A 24,119-nucleotide genomic window follows, 5' to 3' on the forward strand; every position below is an offset into this window, starting at 1 on the left:
AACGGTTCTCCTCCAGATCAGCTTGACACACTCCCCACCCCGAAGGGTAGGGATCCCCGCAGCAAGACAGGGCTCTAGACCTGACTTCTTGAGAACTTGAGACAGGGATCCCAACCCAGTCCATAGGCGAGACAGACGATGGCCTTTTTCAAGCCTTCAGGGCAGGGATGGGCCAAGGCTTACCCTGTTGGCTGCGCGGCCAAGAACCGCTCCAGCTCGCTCAAAGCCTCTGCATCCATCTTGGTTTGCATAGGGCAAAACTTTGGCCCACACATAGAGCAAAACTCTGCCGTTTTGTAGATATCTGCCGGCAAGGTTTCGTCGTGATATTCTCTGGCGCGTTCTGGATCCAAAGACAATTCAAACTGCCGGTTCCAGTCGAAGTTATAGCGAGCTCTGGACATCTCATCATCCCGATCCCTGGCACCGGGGCGATGACGGGCAATATCGGCAGCATGGGCGGCAATTTTATAGGCAATGAGGCCGTTGCGCACGTCCTCAGCATTGGGCAAACCCAGGTGCTCTTTGGGGGTGACGTAGCAGAGCATTGCCGCACCATACCAGCCAGCCAAGGCCGCCCCAATGGCGGAGCTGATGTGGTCATAGCCTGCCGCAATATCGGTTACCAAAGGCCCCAAAACGTAGAAGGGAGCTTCGTCGCACTCCTCCATTTGCTTGCGCACGTTAAATTCAATTTGATCCATCGGCACGTGCCCCGGCCCTTCTACCATCACCTGCACATCGTGCTCCCAGGCCATGCGGGTCAGCTGGCCCAGGGTTTTCAACTCCGCCAGTTGCGCCTCATCAGAGGCATCGTGCAAACATCCCGGTCGCAAAGAATCTCCCAGACTAAAAGAAACATCGTATTTCTTGAAAATCTCGATAATGTCGCGGAAGTGGGTATAAAGCGGGTTTTGTTTGTGGTGGGCCAACATCCAACGGGCCAGGATCCCACCCCCACGAGAAACAATTCCTGTCAGGCGGTGGCGTACCAACGGCAGATATTCGATCAGGATCCCGGCATGGATGGTCATGTAGTCCACCCCTTGCTGGGCCTGCTTTTCGATAATATGCAAGATGTCTTCTGCCGAGAGTTTTTCGACATTGCCATGCACGCTTTCTAGGGCCTGGTAGATGGGCACCGTGCCAATGGGCACTGGAGAAGCTTGGATAATGGCTGTGCGAATTTCATCCAAATCGCCCCCGCCGGTGGACAGATCCATAACGGTATCGGCGCCGTATTTGATGGCCAATTTCAGTTTCTCCAACTCTTCCGCCAATCCTGAGGAACTGGGGGAAGCGCCAATGTTGGCATTGACTTTGCACCGGGAAGCGATCCCAATGCACATCGGCTCGAGGTTGGTGTGATTGATGTTGGCAGGGATGATCATGCGACCCCGGGCCACTTCCGAGCGGATCAGTTCCGGCGGCAGGTTTTCCCGCTGGGCCACATACTCCATCTCTTCGGTAATCACGCCCTGACGGGCAAAGTGCATCTGCGTTACATTTGCTTGCCCACGGCGACGGGCAACCCATTCGCTGCGCATGTTGTCAACTCCAGTGCTCGCTTTCCTACGCTGGTATGAACCAGATCAGGTTCTGAGGATGTAATCTCAGCCTGGGGGGGGATCCCCAGACACTCCTAGCGTGGTGTGATCATATCACCGAAATAGAGATGAGGCGGGGAGCTTTATAGTCTTTATTAAAAGAGTTTGAGATAGTACTAACCCTCACCCCTGGCCTCTCTCCCCATGAGATCCTGACCCTCACAGGGATCCCAGCCAGCGCCGCCAGCTCCACCAGGGATCCTTTCCCTTGCTGGCCCTGAACAGTTCGGCCACTTCCTCGCCGGTGGGCTGGGCAATAAAAGTCTTCAAGACGCTGTAGAGGCCGGGCTCTTCCTGCTGCCACACGCTCCAGGGATCCGGATAGGCGCGAAACAGGGCTCCCTCCACCAATGAGCGCAGGTAGTAGCTGGTCTCGAAGGTGCTCAGAAACCGCTGGCGCAGACGGCGACCGGCCAGACCCACCCCCACGGTGGCGGCATCCTGCAATTGGGGGTTGAGGAGAACGACGGGTTTGGGATCCCGTCCTTTGGAAGCCAGCCCAGAGGGATCCCCGCCACTGACCGCTTGGCAAACCCGCTCCACCTGATCCAAGCTGTAAACCGCGGGCATCACCAGCAGGATGCTCTGTTCTGGGGTAGGTTGAGTCCGGGAAGTCAAGCTCTGTAATTCAATCCCTTCTGGCAGGGATCCCCATTCCCGCTGCGCCAGAGCCGCTCCGCCGGCATCGCTAAATAGCACCAAAGCCGGTGGCTGCACAAGTTCCAAAAAAGGGCGAGCCAAAACCTCCGGCTTCAGGTCGGGGGCGAGGATCTCGATCAGCAGGCGGCGATACCCCGCTTGCATGGCCAAGCGAGTTGCCCGAATGGCTTGTTCGCAGGCTTGGGCCAGATCGACGGGCAGGTCGGGAAATTGAGTCAGTTGCAGTTGCTCCGCCACAGCTCAGATCCAAATCAGATCCAACAAGGTTCAAGAAACGGTTGCCTAGCCTGACGAGTCTTCCCAAGCCTTGTGGGTGAGCAATTCCTCCAGCACCCGCACGCCCCGCAGTTGATTGGAGAGGGGTAGGTGGCCTTTGGGGGCAGACAGATCCCAGATGAACTCGTCAGGGTAGCGAGTCCAGTGGTAGCCCTGCTTCCAGCCAATGAGCGGCCAGAGGCGCTCCCAGTTGCGGTTCACCCCCAGCCACAGTTGCCGCTGCACCGAGTAGCCAAAGCGATCCCCGGAGGCCGCCCGCCACAGGCGATCGATCGTGCGCAGATCCTCGACCGGGATCCGGCTCACCTCGGAAAAATACAGCCAGCCCCGCCGCGCCGCCCCCTCTCCTGCCGCCCGACATAGCAGTTGTAGGCTCAGCCGATCCGCCTCCAGCCAGGCTCCCGCCGATAACAGCTCCTGCAGAGGACGATAGTCGATATTCAGGGCTGAAGTCAGAGGGACGGTCACCATTGCCAAGTTGCAAAAGGTCTCCCTTGATTTTAGTCCCTGCTGTCCGTCCCCTCAGGTTTCAGGCGGGTACTTGGGCGGATCCCCGAAGATGATGCGATAGCCGATGTACGCCACCCCCAACAGCCCTGCCAGGATCCACAAGAAAGCCGAAAAGGGCATGTAGGAAAAAAAGACAAGATAAACCCGGCGACTGAGCCAAGAAAAAATAAGATAGACTGCCGCCAAAATGCCGATCCCTTGCAAGGTGCGAAAAGCCGGCACCCGCGAGAGAGGCATGCGCTGCCGCGCCACCCAGATGGAGCTAAGAAAAGTCCAGGGAGGCACCAGCAGCAAGAACATATCCGCCTGCTTCACCACCGCCTGCCAGCCAGCGGTGTTGGTGGCATAGGCCAAGTAGCCCGCCCAGAGGACAAGAGTTACCGCTCCCAAGCCGATACTTAAGCTGAGCAAAAAAGGCTCCTCCCATTGGCCTGGGATCCAGTCGCAGAGAACCCAAACCACCCAAGGGGTGGCAAAGAGCAAAAGCGCAATGGCTAAGCCATTGGCGTTGAGCTGGGTAAAAAACGTCTCCAGGGTCATGAACAGCAAAAGGAGCGAACGTCACCCTTGATGGTAATGATTCCTCCTTCAATCTGCAATTCGATTCGTATACAAATCCACCTATTGTGGGCAATGCCCGCAAGGTTCACGGCCCGCCTGGGCACCCCGGTAAACGTTGCCAAGTAACACCAGCAGGGATAGGAGTAGGAAAAAGAAAAGGGATCCTTGACACTGGCCAGGGATCCCTTCCTGTAGTCTTTCCTAAAAAGCTCAAGACATTTTCTATGGCGCTGCTGAGGGAATTAACCCAAGCCACTCTCCCCTTTTGCAAGAAGTGAGTCTGGCATCGGAATCCCTACTCCTCCGGATCCATCCGCCTCAGTCCATTAACCCAATCTACAGCCCTTGCAGCACCGTATCGGGGCGGGCCGACAGATTCTGGATGCGGGTATCCTGGGCAGGCGGGGTGTCTGCTTGGGTGAACACGCCGATCTGCCGCAAATACCGAGCCAAGGCATCTTGTTCGCTGCCGGGGGTATCGAAGGTGATGCCGGAACTGGGGGCCAAGTTCACCCGGTTGGGGTTGGACAGGCGAGGGAAGGGATAGTCATCCCCACCGTTGGCCAAGAAGTCCAGGGTCACCAGGCGGAAGGTGCGTCTGGGATCCCCTTGCACTTGGCCGTTGCGCACCACCACATCCCGACCTGTGGGCGTATCCACCCGCAAGGAGAGGACGCGGGATCCCGGTGGCCGCGAGGGATCAAAGCTAAAGGCAAAGCCGCCAATTTGCGGGAAACGGCCCGGCGTAGCTCCCGGCTGGGTTTGCGCCACCCCGTGTTCCACTATCTGCTTCAGTTCCTCAGCGGTGACGGTCAACAGAGAGAGGCCGTTGTTAAAAGCAAGGGCCGTTTCGATGTCCAGCTGAGAGATTTGACCGGACTGCTTGCCGGCTTCAGGGTTAGCCACCGGTGGGATGCGCCGCACCGGCTCACCGCCGCCGCCGCCGGTGGTAGCCCCAATGGGAGCGCGAATGCCACCGCCATTTTTCAGGGAGATAACCGTAGAAGGATCGACCGTTCTGGCGTAGGCCAAGTTGGCATCGGCAGTGAGGTTGCCCAGGTTGGTTTCCTCGGTGCGCACCTCTGCCCGCAGGCCGTTGAGAAATTGAGTGGTGGAGCCAAAGGTGCGGCCATCCTTGGTGCGGATGATGTTGCCGATCTCATTGGCCACCCGAACCACGTCAGGATTGGGGGTGCCCCTGACAGCTGCTACCCCTTGGTCGTCGGTGGCATAGGCACCGCTCACCGGGTCAATGCGGGCAATAACCCCGTTGGCGTCAAAGCTGACCACCAGGCGGCCCACGTAGCGATAGTTGGAGCCGGTGTTGACCACCGCCACCGGTTGACCACTGGCGGAGGAGCGCAAGATGGGGTAGTCACCCCTGCGGGTATCGGGCAAATCAGTGCGCAGGCGATCGGTGGGCTTGGCGATCACCTGGTGGGATCCGCCGGCAATGATGATGTCCACATTTCGCAATTGGCTGGCCAGGGCTACCTCGTTTTGCAACTGTTGCAGATGGGCTAGGAGGATAATTTTGTTGATGCCCTGAGCGGTGAGTTGATCGACGAAGCCCTGGATTAGAGCGGCACTCACCTGGTCAGTATCGTCCACCCTGCCTTCTACCCTCACCTCGGGGCCGGGGCTAGAGATGGCCGCCAAACGGGTGGTGGTGGCTCCCACCAGACCGATCCGCTGCCCTCCTACCGTGATCACCGCCGTCTTGGCGATCTTGCCGCGGATAGAGCTGGCCTCTTGGCCATCGGCGGCAAAGTCAGCGCTGGCCAATTCCCCGGTGCCGCTGAAGCTGAGGTTGGCGCTCAGATAGGGAAAACGAGCCCCAGCGTAGCCGCGGCCCGTGTCGGGCCGGATGAGGTCGCGAATTTGGCGCGTGCCTTGGTCGAACTCGTGGTTGCCGAAGGCAGCCGCCTCAAAGCCAATGGCGTTGATGATCTCGATATCGGCTTTGCCAGGGGTGAGGTTGTAACGGCCTTGCAGAGACCGATCCGTGCTGGCGTTGTAGAAGGGGCTGGGGATATAGTTGTCCCCACTGGAGAGCACCACCGTATTTGGGAATTGGGGGCGCAGAGCATTCACCACCGCCGAGAAGCGCGGCGCATCTTGTACGGCAGCGATCGAGGCTTCCAAGTCGCTGGCATGTAGGATTTGCAGGGTAAAAGCGGGCGGCTGAGTCGAGAGAGCCACATTGGGATCCGAGGCGATAAACCCAGCCCCTCCGCCGGTTGGGGGAACCGAGCTGCTGCTACCGCAGGCGCTGGCCAGGCTCAGCACCAAACACCACAACCCGACCCACAGGGACCTGGCCAGAGGGTTCAGCCAATCCGGGAGCCATCTCTTGGCAGGGGCAGACCCTCGAGCACGGCAAGCTGGTTTCATGACAATTCCTTCACTCCATCCACAAGAGAGGACGCATCCGCGTTCACGTTACCAAGGCTGGGATTGGGGTTTCGCTATGACCTGTTTAAGGTTAGGTCAAGCCTAGGTTAAACTTCCCCTGGATCCCAGCCAAATTGTTGCAAGTCCACCTGGCCCTCGGCGTCGAAGTGGATCCCTTCGGCTTGCAGCAGCGCTTTCTGCAGGTCGTCGTAGCCCAGGCGAAAAGGGGAGTAGGAAATGCAGCCCTGGGCGTTGATCACCCGGTGCCAAGGGATGTCGGTGTTTTGGCCTTGCAGGCGAAACAAAGCATAGCCCACCTGGCGAGCATAGCCGGGGTAACCGGCAACCCGCGCCACCTGCCCATAGGTGGCCACTCGGCCCGGCGGGATCCGCCGCACCACTTCGTAAAAGCGCTGGTAGAGGCTAGTAGATGGAGCGCTAGTGGAGCCAGACTGGGTCACAGGGATCCTCGCTCAAACTTGGCAGACAATAAGATGTGGAACGGATTGGATCCCCGGGTCCATGAGCTATTTAATCGCGGTACTGCCGGATCGCATAGCCGCCGAGGCGGCCTACAGCGCCCTGGAACAAGCCGGCTTTTCCCTGGAGCGATTGCATCTGCTGGGGCGGGGCTACAAGAGTGCCGACGAGTTTGGGCTGATTGACCCGGCCCAAGCGGCCCGCCGTCAGATGCGGCGCCTGGCCATTTGGTTGGTGCCCTTTGGCTTTTTGGCCGGGGTGGGGTTCAGCGTTTTGAGTGGTTTGGATACCTTTGCCTGGGCGGGACCTATAGGCAACCACCTGATCGGCGGCCTATTGGGCGCGATGGGCGGGGCCATGGGCAGCTTTTTCGTCGGCGGCGGAGTGGGCTTGTCTGGTGGCTCCGGCGATGCTTTGGCTTACCGCAACCGCCTCGCTGCGGGCAAGTACGTGCTCATTGTGGAAGAAGAGAACGAAACCCGCCTCCGCGAAGCCACGCGGATTTTGCGCCAGTTTGAGCCGGAAAATCTGCAAGGGTACAGAGAGCGCCCCTAGACTGGGAGATCTGGGCAGCTATTGAGAGAACTCAGGGAGGTCCAAAAGCATGTCTTGGCTGTGGCAGCAAGTCCCATCGCCGCTTGGGCGGTGGCGGAAGGAAGGGATCCCCAGCTTTGCCGCTGCTGGGGGTGCACTGGCAGTTACGGGGTTTTTTTCGCCGGCTTTTGCCCACCACGCCCTGGGAGGGAAACTGCCTGCAACGGCCTGGGAGGGATTTCTCTCCGGGCTGGCTCACCCTGTCATTGGCTTGGATCACCTGGCCTTCGTCGTGGCCATCGGTCTTGTGGCGGCGGGGCAGCCCTGGCGCTATGGGATCCCTTTGGGCTTTGTGTTGGCAGGTTTGGTGGGCACTGGGATCCACCTGGCCGGCTGGGATCCCCTGGGACTGACGGAGCTGGCCATTGCCTCTTCCGTGGTTCTCTTCGGCTTGCTGCTGGTGCAACCGCGGCAGATCCCAAGTTGGCTCTTGCTAATAGGGGGATCCCTGGCGGGGCTATTCCATGGCTATGCCTACGCCGAAACCATTATCGGCGCCCAACCCATGCCTTGGGTGGGATATCTACTGGGGTTGAGCACCGTCCAGTATGGGGTAGCTCTCCTGGCCCTTTGGGCAGCAGAACGCTGGGGGTTGCGGATCCCTGGCTTAACTCGCTGGGCCGGCTGGGCGATTACAGTGGTGGGGGCTGCCTTCCTGACCTTGGCAGTGGTGGGCGCGTAAAAAGCGCTAATTTTGCTCCCTTGCGCTCGGGATCCCCGATCCGGTACAAGGATAGCGGTGAAGATCTGTAAAACGAGGGGAGATCCCATGGAGCGCACCTTTATTGCCATCAAGCCAGACGGCGTGCAGCGGGGGCTGGTGGGCACCATCATCCAGCGCCTGGAGAGCCGGGGCTACCAATTGGTGGGCCTGAAGCTGGTGCAAGTGAGCCAAGAGCTGGCGGAAGCCCATTACGCCGAACACAAGGAGCGCCCCTTCTTCCACAGTTTGGTGAAGTTCATTACCTCGGGGCCGGTGGTGGCTATGGTCTGGCAGGGCAAAGGGGTGATTGCTGCCGCCCGTAAGCTCATCGGCAAGACCAACCCCCTGGAGGCAGAACCGGGCACCATTCGCGGCGATTTTGGCATCGACATTGGCCGCAACCTCATTCACGGCTCCGATGGAGTTGAAACCGCGCAGCGGGAGATCGCCCTTTGGTTCGATGAGTCGGAATTGGTGAGCTGGACACCGGTTGCCCAAAGCTGGATTTATGAGTAGGTACTTGCTGTAGGCAAGGGGTAGTCGTGTTCGCAGGTTCCAGACCGGAAGTAGTGCAGAGCGCTAGGGCCGTGTTTCGAACTGGCTTCGGCTGGCCGCAAGCGGCTCTGTTGGAAGTGCCTTGAACCACCCCTTCTCTGCCAAAACTCGAGCGGCAAGCAGGATCTGTTTGCTACTGAATTGTTGTTTTCTATCTCCCCAGGCGTAGAAGCTTTCCACCAACTCTGCCGTCGTAGAAGGGTGCCCACGAGTCACGATCCAGTGGACAGTAGCCAGCAATTCTAGACCATAGGGCGACTCAAAGCCCTCCACGAGGTCGCTGACACGCTCAAAGCGTTCTCTCGTCTCTGGCTGTCCAGCGAGATATCTATGGGCTTCCTCGACAGCACCGGGCACCAGTTCCAGCTTCTTGTCTGGTCGATCACCGCCCGAGCCGTACCCAGAGATGTAATATCCCTCGATTTCTTTGAGAACATGCCGCAAGTTCTCGGCGTAGGGTCCATGAACGCCCTTTGTAAATCGCAGGCGAAGCGGCTCCCCGGCTTCCTGCAGGAAGTACATCAGCTTGTGCAGCTCAAGCAAAGAGACAAACGGAACAAGTAGACCGTTTACATAGCGCTCCATAAGGCCCACCAGCACCGCTCTTCCCGGCGTCAAGGAAGGGATCTGGCCGCGGCGCATGCTCTTCGGTAAAGGCTGAGGCCCGGTGGGCTCAAAGACAAGGATGTGGACGTCGGGAAGTTCTGCTAGCGCCTGCTCGATGCGGGAGCGCACATCGGGCCAATGAAGACCCCCGAGGCCGCAGCCTAGGGGTGGCAAAGCGACTGAGCGCAGACCAAGATGCCTGATCTCCTCGGCAAGGGACTTCAGCCCAGCTTCTATATCCTCGATCCTCGACTTCCCCCGCCAGTGGCGCTTGGTGGGAAAATTGATGATATAGCGAGGATTAGTCAGCTTTCCCGTCTCGAAAACCAATAGTTTACCGGGCTGAACTTCCCCCCGTCGGCAAGCTGCCGCGTAGGCCTTGAAGTTCTCAGGCCAGGCCTTCTTAAACTGCAGGGCAATGCCACGGCCCATGGCGCCAACGCAGTTAACGGAATTGACCAGCGCCTCCGCATCCGCTTCCAAGATATCTCCGATACAGTACTCAAGGGCCATGGCCTCCCTCCGCTAAAAATACCAATCGACATGGACTTCAACTGCAGGGTTATACTTACTCCCCGTCAATGCTCGGTTGACTCTGTCTTTTACGCTGGCCTGGCACACCCCGATCCTTTCAACGAGATCAAGGGGGAAATAGCGGTGGACAAGAAATTCTGCTTGTTTGCGCTCTTTGATATCTGGGTCGCGGAAATCCCTGGCAGCGATGGCATTCCAGTCCAGCTCGCCAAGACAGTCGGGTTGTGAGCGGAACTCGGCGTAGCGTGCACCCGCGTTGGAGAGGGAGAAAGCCCACCGAACTTGATTGTGATCAGCCCAAGCGATGACCCGATGCAGATCTGCCTCGAGATGCACGATCCGAGTCTGGCCACTGCGATAGGTCAATTCGGGATGGTTTGCGCAGTGGATGACATAAAGCATGATCGAGCGGGGGCAAAAATAAAGAGGAACATAGTCGCCGACTTTTGTGCCGGGGTGGCATGAAACTTCCAGCTCCTCGATTCGACGTCGCTTGATTTTGGACATGCCAATGGCTTGCGTCGGCCCCCCTTGTTGAAGTATTGCCGCGTCAGAGAGTAGCCCACCAGTGGTTACAATCCCTTGCAAGTTGCACACATGAGTAATGTGGTAGATTTTGGGACTTCCTGGAATTGGCATAATACCTCTGCCTTACGATGCAACTTTGAGAAAGGCAGAGCAAGATGAGCCTCACTCGGAACGAGAGTCAAGACCAACAGGCTCTCGAGGAGTGGAGCTCTCGCTTGGCTCCGGCAGGTAGAGCCGTTCTTCCGAGGCGTCATACTCAAATAGCTCCGCATAGCGTCCCCAGTCAATGGCGGTGGCAAACTGCCGTTCGGCTTCAGCGTGGGGGAAATGTTCATCCCAGAGATCCAAAAAGAAATCCGCCCGCATGGAGCGGCTGCCTTTTTCTTCCAGGGTCTGCAAGATGCTGCGGAACACGGGCACCCGTGCCAATAGCTGTTGTCGGAAGAGATCCTTGCTGCGCAGGATGGTGGTGTTGGCAAAGTCCTGGCCAATTTCGGTCAGTTGCACCACCCCGCTGGCCACCTCGGCAAAGCCCAACAGCACCGCCGCATCCAAAATCGGCAGCAGATCGTCCACGGCCAGTTGCAGCCGCTCGGCCAAATCGGCAATCTCCGCCCGCCCTTGCGGCCACTCCACGATCAACTCCAGCAGACCGCTGATCCCGCCCACCCGCGCATGGGGCAGAGGCAAGGCATAGGGGGAAGTGGCCTTATCACCAGCCAGCGCAGGCAGAGCCACCTCTCCGGTAACAGCAATTTCGGGGTTGGTCATGATCTCGTAGATGTAGTCCACCAAGGACTTAAAGCGGGGATCCGTGCGCTCGTGGGGCCGCGGCAGGTCAATTCTCACCTCCCCCCGGATCCGCCCTGGGTTGGATCCCAGAATCACCACCCGATCCGCTAAAAACACCGCCTCTTCGATGTTGTGGGTAACGATGAGGATGCTTTGGGAAGGGAAGGCTTGCGCATTCCACAGCTCATCAATTTCCCCCCGCAGGTTTTCCGCCGTCAGCACGTCCAAAGCGCTAAAAGGCTCATCCATAAACAGCACCTTGGGCTCTAGGACAAAGGCGCGGGCAAAGCCCACCCGCTGCTTCATCCCCCCCGAAAGCTCCTTGGGGTAAGCGTTCTCAAACCCATCCAAGCCCACCAAGTCAATGGCCTTCAGGGCCTTTTGCCGGCGGATCTCGCGGGGGATCCCTCGGGCTTGCAGCCCCAGCTCCACATTTTCTTGCACGGTCAGCCAGGGTAGGAGAGCAAAGCTCTGAAACACCATCGCCACATCGGGGTTAGGCCCACGTAGAGGCTGGCCGTTGCTCAGCACCCGCCCTTGACTGGGGGGGATCAGGCCCGCCATGATGCGCAGAAGGGTGCTTTTGCCGCTGCCGCTACGGCCCAGCAGAGCCAAGACTTCCCCAGCCCGCACCTGCAGGTCAATCTGGCTTAAAACGGTAAACTCCCCCTTGCCCTCTGGCAAAGGAAAGCGCTTGTAGACTTTCTCGACCTCGATCAAAACGGGGGAAGCTGCAGAGCTCATATTGCCTCAGAAATTGAAAAGACTAAAGGTGATACTTTTCTTCCGCCAACTGATACAGCCGTCGCCAGAACAGACGGTTAAGGCCCACCACAAACAAGCTCATCATGCCAATGCCCAAGGTAATGCGGGGCCAGTCTCCCACCGCCGTTGCCTCAGCAATGTAGGTGCCCAACCCCGTAGCCGTCAGGGTGGTGGATCCCCAGGCCACAATCTCCGAGACAATGCTGGCGTTCCAAGCGCCGCCGCTGGCCGTGACTCCCCCGGTGACCCAGGCGGAAAAGATCCCTGGAATGATCAGCTTTCGCCAGCGCTGCCATCCTCGTAAGCCCACATCCACAGCCATTTCTCGCAAGTCCGTGGGGATGCTCTGGGCGCCGGCAATGGAGTTGAAAAGGATGTACCACTGTGCCCCCAACGACATGAGCAAAATGCTGCCCCACTCAATGCTGATCTGGGCGCGGATAAAAAACAACGTGGCAAAGGGAAAAAGGAAATTGGCCGGGAAAGCTGCCAGGAATTGCACCACCGGCTGCAGCAGTTTCGCCAGTTTTGGATTAAAGCCAATGGCCACCCCAATGGGAGTCCAGATCACCGTGGCGAACACCAGCAACACGCTAACCCGCAGCAGGGTGAGGATCCCTAGCCCGAAGGTCAGCATCACCTCTCCAAAGCCCACAGTGGTAGCCACAAAATAAACAATCCAAATCCCAATGCCGCCAATAGCTATCCAGGAAAGCTGAGTCAGCAGCCGCTCGCGGCGTCGCTCGACCTCAGGACTGAGGGGATCCACCCAACGGGGGCGAGTTAAGTGGGACAACAGCCGATCCACCAACTCTGCCAAGGGGGAAAGCCAACTGCCGATCAGCCGCGGGATCCGCGCCGTGGTCAGCAGATCGTACAGCCAGGATTCGGGGGCAGCAGCCCCGCTGCTCTGTTCCAGGCGAAACTTATCCGACCAAGCCACCAAAGGTCGCCAGAAGAGCTGATCCACCAGCAGGATCACCCCGGCCATGGTCAGGAGCGCCCAGCCCAGCTTGGGCAGATCCTCCGCCTGGACGGCCGCTTCCACATAGGATCCCAGGCCCGGCAGCGTGTATTCCTGGTTGAGCACGCTGATGGCTTCGCTGGCTGCCACAAAGAACCACCCTCCGCCAAAGCTCATCATGGCGTTCCAGATGAGGCCCACCATTGCCGCCGGCACTTCCAACTGGGTAAAGCGCTGCCACCCCGACAGGCGATACAAGGTAGCCGCTTCCACCAACTCTTGAGGCAGCGTGCGCAGGGATTGGTAGAAGGAAAAGGTCATGTTCCAGACTTGGCTGGTGAAGATGGCAAAGATAGAAGCCGCCTCCAGCCCCAGCAAGCTGCCAGGAAACAGAGCAATGAAACCGGTAACCGTAATGGAGAGAAATCCCAACACCGGCACCGATTGCAAGACATCCAACAGAGGGATCAAAATGCGCTCGGCCCAGCGACTTTTGGCAGCAATGTAGCCATAGATCAAGGTAAAAAGGGTGGAAAAGGCCAAGGCAATGAACATGCGCAAGGTGGAGCGGGCCGCATAGTAGGGCAGGTTGCGCGGATCCAAGTCGATCCGGGGCACCACCGCCGGGGGCTGAAACCGCTCAAAAGCCCCTACCCCCACCTGCGCCACCAAGGCCAGGAGAACCAACGTGCCCAGAATGATGGCCCCATCGGCAGCCCCCGCTGGCAGCCGACGCAGCGCCTCCGGAGAAGGAAAAGTCCTCATGTTCCCTGACCAAGCCCGGCATCCGCGCCCAGTGTACACCGTTTGCGGTTAGCCAGGATCCAGCCGGCTACTCTTCCGGCAAGTCGGGGGGAGACTCCTTCCACTGGGGATCGTCCAAGATGGCTTTTTTGGTCTGCTTGAGTTGTTTCCACAGCTCTTTGATTTGCCGGTAGGCTTCTTCCGGGGTAATTTTGCCCCCGGTTTCCAAGCTACAAATCAAGGACACTTTATTGCTAAATTCCTGCAGGTTGGCATCAAAAACTAGGTTCTGCGGCCTCACTTCGCCCCAGTAGGGATAGCGAGGCGAAATGAATTCATCTTTGTTGGGAGGTTTGTTGGGAGGAGTTGATTCTGCCACGGCACAACCAGGGTAAAAGAGTCGTTCACAACAAGAAGGTCAACATGAAAAGCTCCATCGAAGCAGGCTCAATCACTCTAGTTTATGGGCGTTTTCTCTTAACCGGCTTGGGTACTTTTGTGGGATCTCGCAGAGGATAAAACGGCTCTTGAATAGACGCTTCCCCACGTGTCGAGGGGGTGGAACTCTTCCTGGCTTTGGGTTGGGGGGGGGAACGCTTCAGGCGTGGGCGCGGCGGCGTTTTGAGTACTGGGCCGATGGGGGTGCCCGCCTCCACATAGAGCAGGGATCCACGGCGGCGCACCTGCAGATCCCAGAAATTGCCTACCCCTTTGCCCGGCAGGGATCCGATCAGGCGCAATTTAAAGGCTTGGGGCTTGGAGGCTGCAGTTCCATCCTTCTGGACTCGCTGAGCGGGGGAGTTGGCAGAAGCTTTTTTGCCCGATTGACGGATCTTGACAATGATGAACCCTTTCTCCTGCGATTGAAAAACGACCTCGCCCCGGATGGAAAACCAATCCGGCACCACTGTTGGACGGGATCCCTCGGGAAGAGCCTGCCCCATCTCTTCTGGGGCCCACACCCCCAGCAACTGCACGTGCAGATCTTCGGTTTTGTCGCGGGTGCGAGGATAAACCACCCACAGGTAGTTGCGTTCCGGCTTCAGGTGCTTCCGTACCAGGCTCATCACCCGGCCCAGCAATACGGCATTGAGATCCAAGCCATCCGAGGTGCGCAAAATCCCGCGGGTAAAGTGCTCTGGGGAGGGGATGTATTGCCCTTCGATGAGGCCGATGGCTCGGTATTGCATCTTCTCCCCAGGCGGCGGGATGGGTTCCAGACAGACTCGCTCTCTTTCTGCCGCTTTCTTTTCCCCCAAGGTAGCGGTGGTGCTGACAACGGGCTGCAAGGACTCCGTCCCGCTGTCGCGAGCAGCACCAGGATCCTGAGCTTTTGCCGACGACAGGGATCCCTTGGCCTCACCCGTTGAGCTGGGTCTGGGGGGCCGTACCGGTCGAAAGGGAGGTCTCAGATCGGAGGACATTGTGACGGTTCCGTTGCTGTCAATTCAGAATGCTCGGCGGCAGGCATTTACCGTTGCAAAAACAGGCCATAACTTTGCTCTTGACCCAAGACCTGCTCAACACACCATTCACTAGCCTAACAACGCCCAACAGCGTCTTTCCATCCTGCTTCCATTGACAAACTCCCAGCAGGTGCCCTCGTCGGGAACTGGGGAGCCAGCAGTTGTCAACACTGTAGCCGACGTGTAGCCAATACTAGCAACTGTTCCAAGGGAATGGTTCTCAGGCTGCAGGATGTCTATTCCCCAGACAGGGCCATTGATATTGATCTTGAGTATCTGTAGTTTTTTCCAGCAACGCTGACTGGAGCCAATAGAGGTGTTTTTGCACAGCCGGGATCCAACTGGCCGATCCCCAGGGCTCTCTAAGGGCTGGATTGCATTCCCTCAGCCAAGGGGATCCATTCAGCCATCTTGAAGCTCATCGCTTAGGCAGGCGTTACCCACACCTGGGGAGTAAAACTGCCGTGTAGGCCATAGGGAATGTGGTGCCGTAATGGGATACGCGCGACGGGGCCGGCTGTCAGATCGGCTGCTTCTAGGATCACCACTTGAGAGCGCTGGCTGGCCGCATCAAAAACCACCGTCACGATCCACCCTGCCTCTTCGCCCTGACCTTCTGGATCGGGGATGAACACCGGTTCTCCCACAAAGCCGCGGGGGGCAAAGCTGTACTGCTGTGTGCGGCCTGTGGCGGTATCCAGCTTGAGGATGGCTTGCAGAGGAGCATTGGGGCCAGGAGCATGGGTGGCCCCGATGTAGATGTAGCGGTGGGATCCCCCCATTCGAGCCGGGTGGATGGCCGGAAACTCCACCGAGCGATCCAGCAGCAGTTCCCGCTTCACGCTGCCCCCCTTGGGATCCAGATAGAACCGCCACAGCTTGCCCGCCGGAATCTGGGCAAAGTCAATCTGCAGGTAATCGGCATCCGGCTCCAGGGCAGGGTAGTTCTCATAGAGGACGGCATCCACCACAACCCGATCCCCGACTTCGTAGCCGTTGACAAAATGGAAAACAAACCCCGGCTCCGTTTCCAGTTGCAGCGGCTCGTCGCCCTGGGGAAAGAGCCAGATGCGGGTCGGCTCCCCCGGTTTCAAGGTCAAACAGGTGCCCGCCGGTTGCCAGCCCAACACAAACGGCAGGGGGTTGAAAGCCAAGGGATTTTGGAAAAAGATGCGGTAGCGGGGTGTCCAGACAAAATCGTGCAGGAAGGCAAAACCGGGCAGGCGGTAATCCCGCTTTTCCACCAAGCGCCCGCGCGAGTCCAGACGATAAAACAGCAACGTGGAGTTCTGGGCAGCCCGCACCCCAAAGGCGATGAGATCTCCCGTGTGGGGATCCCGCCGGGGATGGGCAGTGAAAGGCTGGCTGGCCGAGATCCCTCCTGCAAACGTTTCGATCCCCTCGGTGGCCAAGGTGGCCGGGTTCAGCCGGTAAGGGGCACTGGCCTCCCACAGGGCCAGCAGCTTGTCTCCCTGGTAGATGACATTGGTGTTGGCGGGATTTTTAAACCGCAAGTCGAGAAAGTTGCTCCACCAGCCGCCCGGCTTTTGGGTGCCAAACACCCCTCGGTAAAGCACCCGACCGGCTTTTTCCTCTGCTTCAAACTCGCGGGTGCGCACAAACCGGTTGCGAAAATGAACTTTCCCCCCCACAAAGGTGATGGCGCAGACCATGCCGTCGCCATCGAACGGGTGTCCGTAGCGCTGGGATCCCGCCTCCAGCTTGCCCGGGCCGTTGCGAAACAGGGTTCCCCGCAACCCTGCCGGGATCCGTCCTTCGATCTCCGTAATCCAATAGTCGTACTCCTGGGATAGGGAGCGATAGCCCAATTGCCAGTCGGTGGTGCTGTAGGGAAGGGAAGCGACGCTGACCATGGAAGATCTGCATGCAACGCCCTCTATTGTTGCTTAAACTTTTGTGAAGTCGCCAGTTTTTCTGGGCCGGGATAGCCACCTTGGTTGGGATCCCCAAGATGGAGTCGCCCCGATTCGACTATGGTAGGAAATGCCCCCAAAGCGCCTGACAGGATAGACAGCACCCATGTTTGATGCCCTCTCCGAGAAGTTGGAATTGGCCTGGAGAAAGCTGCGCGGCCAGGACAAGATCACCGAAACCAACATTCAAGAAGCTCTGCGGGAGGTGCGGCGAGCCCTGCTGGATGCGGATGTCAACTTGCAGGTGGTGAAGCAGTTCATCGAGGATGTGCGGGAAGCTGCCCTGGGATCCGAGGTCATCCTGGGGGTGACGCCGGATCAGCAGTTCATCAAGATCGTCCACGACGAGCTGGTGAAAGTGATGGGGGAAGCCAACGTGCCCATTGCCCAAGCGGAGCAGCCTCCCACCATTGTCCTCATGGCCGGTTTGCAGGGATCCGGGAAAACCACCACCTGCGCCAAGTTGGCTCTGTATTTGCGCAAGCAGGGCAAGAAGTCTCTCATGGTGGCCGGAGACATCTACCGTCCGGCGGCCATCGACCAGCTCAAGACGCTGGGCCAGCAAATTCAGATCCCCGTTTTCGACCTGGGCAAAGCAGATCCCGTCGAGATTGCCCGGCAGGGGGTGGAGACGGCCCGGCAGCAGGGCTACGACTACGTGATTTTGGACACTGCCGGTCGTTTGCAGATTGACCTGGAGATGATGGCGGAGCTGGAGCGGATCAAGGCGGCGGTGCAGCCCCACGAGATCCTGCTGGTGGTGGATGCCATGATCGGCCAAGAGGCAGCCAGCCTTACCCGAGCCTTCCACGAGCGCTTGGGCATCACTGGGGCCATTCTCACCAAGCTGGATGGGGACACCCGCGGTGGGGCCGCCCTTTCCATTCGCCAAGTATCCGGTCAGCCCATCAAGTTCATCGGCGTCGGCGAAAAAGTGGAAGCGCTGGATCCCTTTTACCCAGATCGCATGGCCTCCCGCATTCTGGGGATGGGGGATATCCTCAGCCTGGTGGAAAAAGCTCAAGAGGAAATCGACCTGGGAGATGCCGCCAGCATGGCGGAGAAGATGATGACTGCCCAGTTTGATTTCACCGATTTCCTCAAGCAGATGCGCCTAATTAAACGCATGGGATCCTTGGCAGGGCTGCTGAGACTGATGCCAGGGATGGGCAAAATCAGCGAGGAACAACTGCAAAAGGGACAAGACCAACTGGCCCGCGCCGAAGCCATGATCAACTCCATGACCCCCGAAGAGCGGCGCAACCCGGATCTGTTGGCCCGCAGCGTCAGCCGCAAACGACGGGTGGCCCGCGGATCTGGCCACAAGCTGGAGGATGTCAGCCGACTGGTCAGTGACTTTCAACGCATGCGCGACATGATGCGCAACATGGGCATGGGTGGCGGTTTTCCCGGTATGGGTTGGGGGGGTGGGCGTACCTCTCTTCCCGGCGGGGATCCCAGTTGGCGCGGACGTTCAACGGCCTCTCCCTCTCGGCAACAGCCCAGCCGCAAGCCGGGCAAAGGTGGGGGTAAAAAAGGGGGCGGCAACCGCGGATTTGGGGGCAAGTAGGATAGGACTATGCCCTTCCACGTTGTTTTGGTTGCCCCAGAGATCCCGGCCAACACGGGGAATATCGCCCGCACCTGTGCAGCCACCGATACCCCTCTCCATCTGGTGGATCCTCTGGGGTTTCGCCTTTCGGATCGCTACCTAAAGCGGGCGGGGCTGGACTACTGGCAGCACGTCCAACTGTATCGCTACCCCTCTTGGTCTGCTCTGGTGCAGGCCCACCCTGAGGCCCGGTTCTGGTGTTTTAGCGTGCGCGGCAAAGCCCTTTATACGGAAGTAACCTATCAGCCGGGAGACTGGTTGGTGTTCGGTAGCGAAAGCCGGGGGTTGGATCCCATGTTTTTGGAAACCTATCCCAGCGTGCGCATCCCACTGCGGGGGCCGGTGCGCAGCCTGAACCTCAGCAATGCCGTAGCGATTGCCCTTTTTGAGGCGCTACGTCAGCAGGGATCCCTGACCAAAGAATAGGGGGTCGGGTTGACCCTGTTATGATAGGTGTTTCGCCCCGTCAGGAAGATGTGTGCCTTGCAGTATCTGCGCCCCGATTTGCTTCACCTCAAGCCCTACGACGCCGTGCCTGCCCCGGCTGCCGACAAGCTGGATGCCAATGAGTTCCCCCTCGATTGGCCGGTGGGCTTCAAGCAGAAGCTCTCCCTCCTCTGGGAGAAAGGGATCCCCAGCAACCGCTATCCCGATGCCCACCACCGGGGCCTGAAGCAGGCCATCGCCGCCTATGCCGGAGCGGAGCCAGAGCAGATCAGCCTGGGCAATGGGTCGGATGAGCTGATCCGCTCCCTGCTGATTGCCACCTGTCTGGGCGGGCGGGGCGGCATTTTGGTGGCAGAGCCCACCTTCTCCATGTACGCCATCCTGGCCCAGAGCCTGGGGATCCCAGTGGTGCGGGTTCCCCGCGATCCCGAGACGTTTGCTCTGGATCTAGAGCGATGTCAACAGGCTTTGAGGGAGCATCCGATTCGGGTGGTGTGCCTGGTGGATCCCAACTCGCCGACGGGGAATGGCCTGACGGCTGCAGAGTGGGAGTGGGTGGAAGGGCTGCCCGAAGAGATTCTGGTGATTTTGGATGAGGCCTATTTTGAGTTCAGCCGGCACACAGCCCTGCCCAAATTGGCGGAGCATCCCAACTGGGTAATCTTGCGCACCTTCTCCAAAGCTTTTCGTCTGGCGGCCTATCGGGTGGGTTATGCCGTAGGTCATCCGCAGCTTGTGCAAGTGTTGGATGGGATCCGCCTGCCCTACAACCTCACGGCCCTTTCTCAGTGGGCGGTTCAGATGGCTTTGGAGCATGCCGAGGAGCTTTTGGCCGACGTGACGCTAATTTGTCAGGAGCGGGAAGCCCTTTATCAAGCTCTGCAGGAGCTGCCAGGGGTGCGGGTGTGGCCCAGCCAAGCCAACTTCCTCTACTTCCGGGTGGCCGGCTGGGATCCCCAAAAGCTGCAGCGGGCCTGGCAGGAGCTGGGGACTGGTGTGCGCTACACGGGTGGGGGGCTGCGTCTGACGGTGGGCACCCCTGAAGAGAACCGACGGGCCTTGGAGCGCCTGCGCCAAATCCTGCAATAGGCCTCCCGGCCTGCGTTCGGAGCCAGCCTAGGTGGATGGGTCGGCGCGCGAAAAGCGCTGGATCAAGCTGTGCACCTGCTGCAAGTGTCGTTCGTCCAGATCCTCCAGCGCCTGGGCGATTTCCGCTCTGAGTCGGCTCTGGGTGTCGGTTTGGGCCTGCTGCAGCAGCCAACTTTGGATCGGGCTGGGGTGCTCCACAAAGTCAAGCGCCCAGGGATCCCGTTCGTCCAGCTCAGGTTCTGCCTGGGGCAGCTGCTCCCCCCAGCGCTCTTGAGCCTGTCGAAACTCCTCCGCCAAACGATCTGTTGGGCGCCCCTCCGCTTGGAGAACCTCTTGATACCTTTGGTGGGTCACCAGCCAGCGCTGCCGAATTTGAGAGCGTTGCTGCCAGGTCAGTCTGCCGGTTCTGCTTTCGGTAAAGCGCTCGTAAAACCTGAGCGTATCTCGGTAGTGGCCCAATCGCTCACAAGCCAAGCCCACCTCCAGGGGCTGTAGCCACCAGGCCCGCTCCATCTGTGTGCTGGTAACCACTTCCTGCAGGAAATCTCGCAGGCCGGGCAATTGTCGCCTCAGCTCTTCCCAGTTGGTCCGGATATCCCGGGCCATGGCAGCCACCAGCTCGTAGTCATGTCCCCGCTGCCACGCCTGAGGATGGGCCTGCACCGTTTTCCAGAGCCTCTCCCACTCTCGGCACTGGATCAGAACTCGCAGCATCAGCGGCCAGTCTTTCAAGCGCTCCAGACTGGTGACGACGTCGCCGATGTACTCTGCCCACTCGCCTGTGAGGGGACGTCCTGCCTCTTGCCATCGGTCCAGCACCACCGAGTCTTGGCGGTCTTTGGATAGCCACCTCACCTTGCCGGGAAGGGGTTCCAGGTGGATCTTGGCCCGGTAGTAGGGGGAATGCTCCGTTTGGCCCCCCTGATCCCAAACCTCTACCGCCCGCTCAAATTCCTGCCGATAGAAGTGACAGATACCCCAAATCTTGTAGTACTGATTCGCGAACGGCTGCCGCTGGCCGAGAAAGGCCAGACGTCCCTTCAAAGCCTCAAGGGTCTCTTGCAAAAACCAGCTGCGGGCCTCTTCCTGGGGGCAGAAAGTTCCCAAGTTGTTGAGAACTTGCTCAAGCTCTGCCAAAAATTGCTGTACACACTCTTTCCAGGTGGAATCCGTTCGTGTAAGCGGGACGAAGTCCCTATCTTTGGGGCTGACTTCAACGCTCAGCCAATCTCGCACCCGCACCACCTGTCGGAAGCGCTCCATAGACTTGACAGAGGTTCTTTGGGTCGCCACCATCAAGTCCACCAAGGGGCTGTAGTCTGGGATCCCAGGACATCCAGCAAAGTAGGCGGCGTTACGCTGCAGCTCCAACCAGGCCTTCCCTCTCCAAAAGCACTCCCAGGCTTCTCGTTTAAGATTTTTGTTGGGCAAAGCAGACTGCTCCAGGCTCAGGAACTTTTGCCCTGCGGAAACGTAGTTCTTCTGGAGCTTGAGGATCCAGGCCTGACATTCCTGTTCTAGAGGTGGGTTGCCTGCCTTCCGCGCCAGAGTTTGAACATCCTCCAGAAGTTTAGGGTTGCCCTCCTCGATGCCGCGCCTGAGAAGTTCAAGAGCTGCCTCCTGCAGATCTTCCAAGCTTGTATTGGTCCAGTACTGGATATTGATGCCTTTGACAGGGTAACCCAATACCGGTGGGTCGGTCTCCCATTCCGACCGATCCGGTTGCAGAGAAGGATGATCGAGCCAAGAGTTGGATTCTAAGCTTGGATCCCAGAACTCCCGCCAACCGGCAGAGGTGTCCACAATGGCCAGGGCCTCGATGGGGCGGGTAATGCCGACATACAATTGGTTGAGAAAATAATGGAGTTGCAGGGATATCGCCTCCCCAGCTCCTCGGGCGTAATAATTAAGCTGCCGGTTAAAGTTTTGTCGATAGGCGTTTCCAAACTTGTAGAGGATAACTTTTTTGAACTCCATTCCCTTAACAGACGTAGCAGTTTGCAGGAGCGGTGGTTTAAGATTCTGCTTCAATTCCTCGGCAAAGATCTTCTGGAGTTCGGGATCCTGACGCACGTAGTTCAGCTCCTCTCCCACAGGACAGGGTAAGATACAGACTGTTCCTGTGAGATCACTAAGCATTTTTCTAAGCTCATCTTCGATTAAGTTTCTTTCCTGACCATCCAGCACAAACCTTTGAACCGGCATGCCCTGCTCATGGGGACGCCAGGGCTGTTGGGGATAGATTTCTCGACTCTTGCTGAGAACTCGCCGCCACAGGTTGACTACATTGCTAAAACGAGTAACTTGTGGATTGCTGCGATAGTTGTTTCTCAGCTCCTGCGGGCCTGCAATCTCAAAGGGATGGCTCGGCAACAAGTAGGCGCGGATATGCTCGTAGAGATATTTTTTCAGAGCAGCCCAACGAAATCCCGTTGGGTTAATGGTTTGCAAGGGATCCCCGGCAAAGGCATAGGGCAGGCGATCAATAGCCCAATCCAACTTGTATTTTCCCCAAGGAGATAAGCAAAAAATGATATTCAGCTCAAGTTGGGTAAAGTCCTGAACCTCATCGCAAAAAATGACTGGATGAATAGGATTAAGAGTGCCATTCTGCAGCACATCTCTGGCCAAATCTTGGTCATCCCAGTAGCCCTCATGGGTGGTTCGATCCCGGTAACCCGGCCAAATCTCTTCGTAAATCCGCTCGAAGGCTTCTTCATCCACACTGCGGTCGGCCTCAGGCAATTCTCGGTAGCTATCGGGATCCAAATAGTCACTGACCTCATAGCCTTTGATCAGTGTGCGAATGGTGTGCCAAGCCAGCTCTACATCGCGGCGACCACAATACCAGCTCTGAAATCGATAAAAATTGACATACCGATCCGGTTGGTAGCGTTCTTGCCGCTCGGCAGGAAGGCAGTTCAGCAGGTAATCCTGAAAAGTGCTAAAAAAAGTTTGACATTGCTGAATTTCCTCCGTGGAGAAGCTGCACCCCTTCTCCCGATAGCGGTGGCTGATGCACAAAATTGAACTTACCCTGTCGCGGGCTTGCTGCACCAAGCTTGGGCTGTAGGTCAAAAAGAGAGGGCGGTACTCAAGAGGTCTCTGTTTTGAAGTTTTGAGGTAGTGGCTGCAATAGTCGGCAAAGCGGTAGTACAACATCAGAGATTTGCCACTCCCGGCCCTTCCGTTGATCAGTAGGGGCATGGATGTGCTCTGCAGGATTTCTTCTTCCTCCATGGACAAAGCCAAATTTCCCTCTGTGATCTCCTGCATTTCCAACCAAGTGGTCTCATCCGCCACCATGTAGTCGGGGTAGGCGCGACGGGCGTACCGCTTCCACACCTCCAAAGGTTGCGGGTGCTGGAGAATGTCTGGCTGCTTGGCTTTCATCCCAAAGAGGCAGGTTTGGCATCCCAGCTCAAACCGTTCCTTTTGCTCTGGGGCGTGGTCGTAAACTCCAATGAGAAATGGAAACAATCTCCCCGGCTGCTCCCAGACTTGCACCAAGCTGACAGCCAGATACAGGGATTCCTCCTGCCAGCATTTGACCTCTGCCTCCAGATAAAACGGCGGGAGCTGCTGGTAGAGCCTGCCTTCAATTACCAAGCGGGATACTGCTTGGTAAGCCTGGCGCCGCTGCTCTGGAGAAAGGGCCCGTACTTGCCGAACCCATTCCCCACTTTCCAACACCAGCCGCTCCTGCGGATTGGGAGCATTCAAGAACTGTGTCCATTCATACAGCTCGTCGGGCAGAGGGGGGAGATAGTTTGGCGGATCCCCTGGTTCGTGCCGCTGCGCCAGCCACGCCTGCAAACGGTCATCGGGCACCCAGCTCCGCACCCGTTCTTGATAATCCGGATCTCGCCGTCGGTCTAAGAACTCCCGGTATTCGTGACTGCCTCTCGGCCAGAGGCCAAACAAAACCAGAACGGGTACCTCGCCTACATAGCGCAGCTCCCCCACCAAGCGAATGTTGTTGCGGAGATTACGCTTCCAGTAAGGGTAACGAACGTCAAACAACTGGCTCAAAAGGGTGCAACCCCCCTCTTCCAGCCGTTCTATCAATGCTTCTAGGTTGCACTGGGTTTTGCTTCCCAGAAATTCCTCCGGGCAATATACATACATGGGATCCCGCCGGGTATACTTGGAAGCCATCCTAGCCGGGCTACTGGCGAAAATTGCCGCTGTGCCAAAAGTCTTAATTTTTTTCATAATCCCCACGTAGCCCACAACTACCTATGTAGCCATTTGCAAACTCACAAAACATCTCGATTCAAGCTTTTGTAAACTACCCG

Annotated in this window: 20 protein-coding genes and 1 riboswitch; of the genes, 6 read left to right on the top strand and 14 right to left on the bottom strand. The window is 58.1% G+C overall.

Annotated elements, in window-relative coordinates; all coding sequences use genetic code 11:
• Positions 1 to 179 precede the first annotated feature (179 nt).
• The 6 genes from thiC to ACVWZG_RS09630 form a co-directional block, all read right to left on the bottom strand.
• Positions 180 to 1,547 carry a phosphomethylpyrimidine synthase ThiC gene (gene thiC, locus ACVWZG_RS09605; protein ID WP_457406731.1) on the bottom strand — a complete coding sequence of 456 codons (1,368 nt, stop codon included), beginning with the start codon at positions 1,545 to 1,547 and terminating at the stop codon, positions 180 to 182.
• Between the two features lie 5 nt (positions 1,548 to 1,552).
• Positions 1,553 to 1,654, bottom strand: a riboswitch (TPP riboswitch).
• 112 nt (positions 1,655 to 1,766) lie between these two features.
• Positions 1,767 to 2,504, bottom strand: a complete 738-nt coding sequence (locus tag ACVWZG_RS09610; RefSeq protein ID WP_457406733.1) for a DUF1995 family protein — start codon at positions 2,502 to 2,504, stop codon at positions 1,767 to 1,769.
• A 45-nt stretch (positions 2,505 to 2,549) separates the two neighbouring features.
• Positions 2,550 to 3,014, bottom strand: coding sequence for a GUN4 domain-containing protein (locus ACVWZG_RS09615; RefSeq protein ID WP_414418813.1), 465 nt, complete (start codon positions 3,012 to 3,014; stop codon positions 2,550 to 2,552).
• A gap of 51 nt (positions 3,015 to 3,065) precedes the next feature.
• On the bottom strand, positions 3,066 to 3,593 hold the full coding sequence (locus ACVWZG_RS09620; RefSeq protein ID WP_011431942.1) for a hypothetical protein: 528 nt from the start codon (positions 3,591 to 3,593) through the stop codon (positions 3,066 to 3,068).
• A 357-nt stretch (positions 3,594 to 3,950) separates the two neighbouring features.
• Positions 3,951 to 5,903, bottom strand: coding sequence for a bifunctional metallophosphatase/5'-nucleotidase (locus ACVWZG_RS09625; protein ID WP_457406736.1), 1,953 nt, complete (start codon positions 5,901 to 5,903; stop codon positions 3,951 to 3,953).
• Positions 5,904 to 6,115: 212 nt separating this feature from the next.
• Complete coding sequence (locus ACVWZG_RS09630) at positions 6,116 to 6,469, bottom strand: MGMT family protein (RefSeq protein WP_414329999.1); 354 nt, start codon at positions 6,467 to 6,469, stop codon at positions 6,116 to 6,118.
• Positions 6,470 to 6,530: 61 nt separating this feature from the next.
• Here ACVWZG_RS09630 and ACVWZG_RS09635 point away from each other — a divergent pair, with 61 nt between their 5' ends.
• The 3 genes from ACVWZG_RS09635 to ndk all read left to right on the top strand — a co-directional run bounded on the left by ACVWZG_RS09635 (position 6,531) and on the right by ndk (position 8,301).
• Complete coding sequence (locus tag ACVWZG_RS09635) at positions 6,531 to 7,043, top strand: hypothetical protein (protein WP_011431939.1); 513 nt, start codon at positions 6,531 to 6,533, stop codon at positions 7,041 to 7,043.
• A gap of 49 nt (positions 7,044 to 7,092) precedes the next feature.
• Positions 7,093 to 7,764, top strand: coding sequence for a HupE/UreJ family protein (locus ACVWZG_RS09640; RefSeq protein ID WP_011431938.1), 672 nt, complete (start codon positions 7,093 to 7,095; stop codon positions 7,762 to 7,764).
• 87 nt (positions 7,765 to 7,851) lie between these two features.
• Positions 7,852 to 8,301, top strand: coding sequence for a nucleoside-diphosphate kinase (ndk, locus tag ACVWZG_RS09645; protein ID WP_011431937.1), 450 nt, complete (start codon positions 7,852 to 7,854; stop codon positions 8,299 to 8,301).
• Between the two features lie 63 nt (positions 8,302 to 8,364).
• Here ndk and darG read toward each other — a convergent pair whose 3' ends face one another.
• From darG to ACVWZG_RS09680, 7 genes are all read right to left on the bottom strand, one after another.
• On the bottom strand, positions 8,365 to 9,459 hold the full coding sequence (gene darG, locus ACVWZG_RS09650) for a type II toxin-antitoxin system antitoxin DNA ADP-ribosyl glycohydrolase DarG (protein WP_457406738.1): 1,095 nt from the start codon (positions 9,457 to 9,459) through the stop codon (positions 8,365 to 8,367).
• A gap of 12 nt (positions 9,460 to 9,471) precedes the next feature.
• Positions 9,472 to 10,119 (bottom strand): type II toxin-antitoxin system toxin DNA ADP-ribosyl transferase DarT, encoded by a 648-nt coding sequence (gene darT, locus ACVWZG_RS09655; protein ID WP_457406741.1) that lies wholly within the window; start codon positions 10,117 to 10,119, stop codon positions 9,472 to 9,474.
• A gap of 51 nt (positions 10,120 to 10,170) precedes the next feature.
• The gene (locus ACVWZG_RS09660; RefSeq protein WP_457406743.1) at positions 10,171 to 11,544 is read right to left on the bottom strand and encodes an ABC transporter ATP-binding protein; all 1,374 of its coding nucleotides are present in this window, start codon (positions 11,542 to 11,544) and stop codon (positions 10,171 to 10,173) included.
• A gap of 22 nt (positions 11,545 to 11,566) precedes the next feature.
• The gene (locus ACVWZG_RS09665; protein ID WP_457406746.1) at positions 11,567 to 13,294 is read right to left on the bottom strand and encodes an ABC transporter permease; all 1,728 of its coding nucleotides are present in this window, start codon (positions 13,292 to 13,294) and stop codon (positions 11,567 to 11,569) included.
• A 67-nt stretch (positions 13,295 to 13,361) separates the two neighbouring features.
• Positions 13,362 to 13,652, bottom strand: coding sequence for a DUF7219 family protein (locus ACVWZG_RS09670; protein ID WP_457406749.1), 291 nt, complete (start codon positions 13,650 to 13,652; stop codon positions 13,362 to 13,364).
• Between the two features lie 82 nt (positions 13,653 to 13,734).
• Positions 13,735 to 14,697: a hypothetical protein gene (locus ACVWZG_RS09675; protein WP_457406752.1), complete on the bottom strand. Its 963-nt coding sequence runs from the start codon at positions 14,695 to 14,697 to the stop codon at positions 13,735 to 13,737.
• Positions 14,698 to 15,164: 467 nt separating this feature from the next.
• Positions 15,165 to 16,613, bottom strand: a complete 1,449-nt coding sequence (locus ACVWZG_RS09680; RefSeq protein ID WP_457406754.1) for a carotenoid oxygenase family protein — start codon at positions 16,611 to 16,613, stop codon at positions 15,165 to 15,167.
• A gap of 166 nt (positions 16,614 to 16,779) precedes the next feature.
• Here ACVWZG_RS09680 and ffh point away from each other — a divergent pair, with 166 nt between their 5' ends.
• Genes ffh through ACVWZG_RS09695 form a run of 3 tightly spaced genes read left to right on the top strand, consistent with a single transcriptional unit; the run spans position 16,780 to position 19,821 of the window.
• A complete protein-coding gene (gene ffh / locus ACVWZG_RS09685; RefSeq protein ID WP_011431929.1) occupies positions 16,780 to 18,243 on the top strand; it encodes a signal recognition particle protein in 1,464 nt (487 codons plus the stop codon).
• 9 nt (positions 18,244 to 18,252) lie between these two features.
• Positions 18,253 to 18,711 carry a tRNA (cytidine(34)-2'-O)-methyltransferase gene (locus tag ACVWZG_RS09690; protein ID WP_414342486.1) on the top strand — a complete coding sequence of 153 codons (459 nt, stop codon included), beginning with the start codon at positions 18,253 to 18,255 and terminating at the stop codon, positions 18,709 to 18,711.
• A 48-nt stretch (positions 18,712 to 18,759) separates the two neighbouring features.
• A complete protein-coding gene (locus ACVWZG_RS09695; RefSeq protein ID WP_457406756.1) occupies positions 18,760 to 19,821 on the top strand; it encodes a histidinol-phosphate transaminase in 1,062 nt (353 codons plus the stop codon).
• A 27-nt stretch (positions 19,822 to 19,848) separates the two neighbouring features.
• Here ACVWZG_RS09695 and ACVWZG_RS09700 read toward each other — a convergent pair whose 3' ends face one another.
• Positions 19,849 to 23,979 carry a hypothetical protein gene (locus ACVWZG_RS09700; RefSeq protein WP_457415356.1) on the bottom strand — a complete coding sequence of 1,377 codons (4,131 nt, stop codon included), beginning with the start codon at positions 23,977 to 23,979 and terminating at the stop codon, positions 19,849 to 19,851.
• Between the last annotated feature and the right edge of the window lie 140 nt (positions 23,980 to 24,119).

Source organism: Thermostichus sp. OS-CIW-33 (assembly GCF_054059615.1).

Bases quoted from the DNA above. Each gene is read 5' to 3' on its own strand.
- thiC (WP_457406731.1), bottom strand. From the start codon at position 1,547: ATGCGCAGCGAATGGGTTGCCCGTCGCCGTGGGCAAGCAAATGTAACG.
- ACVWZG_RS09615 (WP_414418813.1), bottom strand. From the start codon at position 3,014: ATGGTGACCGTCCCTCTGACTTCAGCCCTGAATATCGACTATCGTCCT.
- ACVWZG_RS09620 (WP_011431942.1), bottom strand. From the start codon at position 3,593: ATGACCCTGGAGACGTTTTTTACCCAGCTCAACGCCAATGGCTTAGCC.
- ACVWZG_RS09635 (WP_011431939.1), top strand. From the start codon at position 6,531: ATGAGCTATTTAATCGCGGTACTGCCGGATCGCATAGCCGCCGAGGCG.
- ACVWZG_RS09640 (WP_011431938.1), top strand. From the start codon at position 7,093: ATGTCTTGGCTGTGGCAGCAAGTCCCATCGCCGCTTGGGCGGTGGCGG.
- ndk (WP_011431937.1), top strand. From the start codon at position 7,852: ATGGAGCGCACCTTTATTGCCATCAAGCCAGACGGCGTGCAGCGGGGG.
- darG (WP_457406738.1), bottom strand. From the start codon at position 9,459: ATGGCCCTTGAGTACTGTATCGGAGATATCTTGGAAGCGGATGCGGAG.
- darT (WP_457406741.1), bottom strand. From the start codon at position 10,119: ATGCCAATTCCAGGAAGTCCCAAAATCTACCACATTACTCATGTGTGC.
- ACVWZG_RS09660 (WP_457406743.1), bottom strand. From the start codon at position 11,544: ATGAGCTCTGCAGCTTCCCCCGTTTTGATCGAGGTCGAGAAAGTCTAC.
- ACVWZG_RS09665 (WP_457406746.1), bottom strand. From the start codon at position 13,294: ATGAGGACTTTTCCTTCTCCGGAGGCGCTGCGTCGGCTGCCAGCGGGG.
- ACVWZG_RS09675 (WP_457406752.1), bottom strand. From the start codon at position 14,697: ATGTCCTCCGATCTGAGACCTCCCTTTCGACCGGTACGGCCCCCCAGA.
- ACVWZG_RS09680 (WP_457406754.1), bottom strand. From the start codon at position 16,613: ATGGTCAGCGTCGCTTCCCTTCCCTACAGCACCACCGACTGGCAATTG.
- ffh (WP_011431929.1), top strand. From the start codon at position 16,780: ATGTTTGATGCCCTCTCCGAGAAGTTGGAATTGGCCTGGAGAAAGCTG.
- ACVWZG_RS09690 (WP_414342486.1), top strand. From the start codon at position 18,253: ATGCCCTTCCACGTTGTTTTGGTTGCCCCAGAGATCCCGGCCAACACG.
- ACVWZG_RS09695 (WP_457406756.1), top strand. From the start codon at position 18,760: ATGTGTGCCTTGCAGTATCTGCGCCCCGATTTGCTTCACCTCAAGCCC.
- ACVWZG_RS09700 (WP_457415356.1), bottom strand. From the start codon at position 23,979: ATGGCTTCCAAGTATACCCGGCGGGATCCCATGTATGTATATTGCCCG.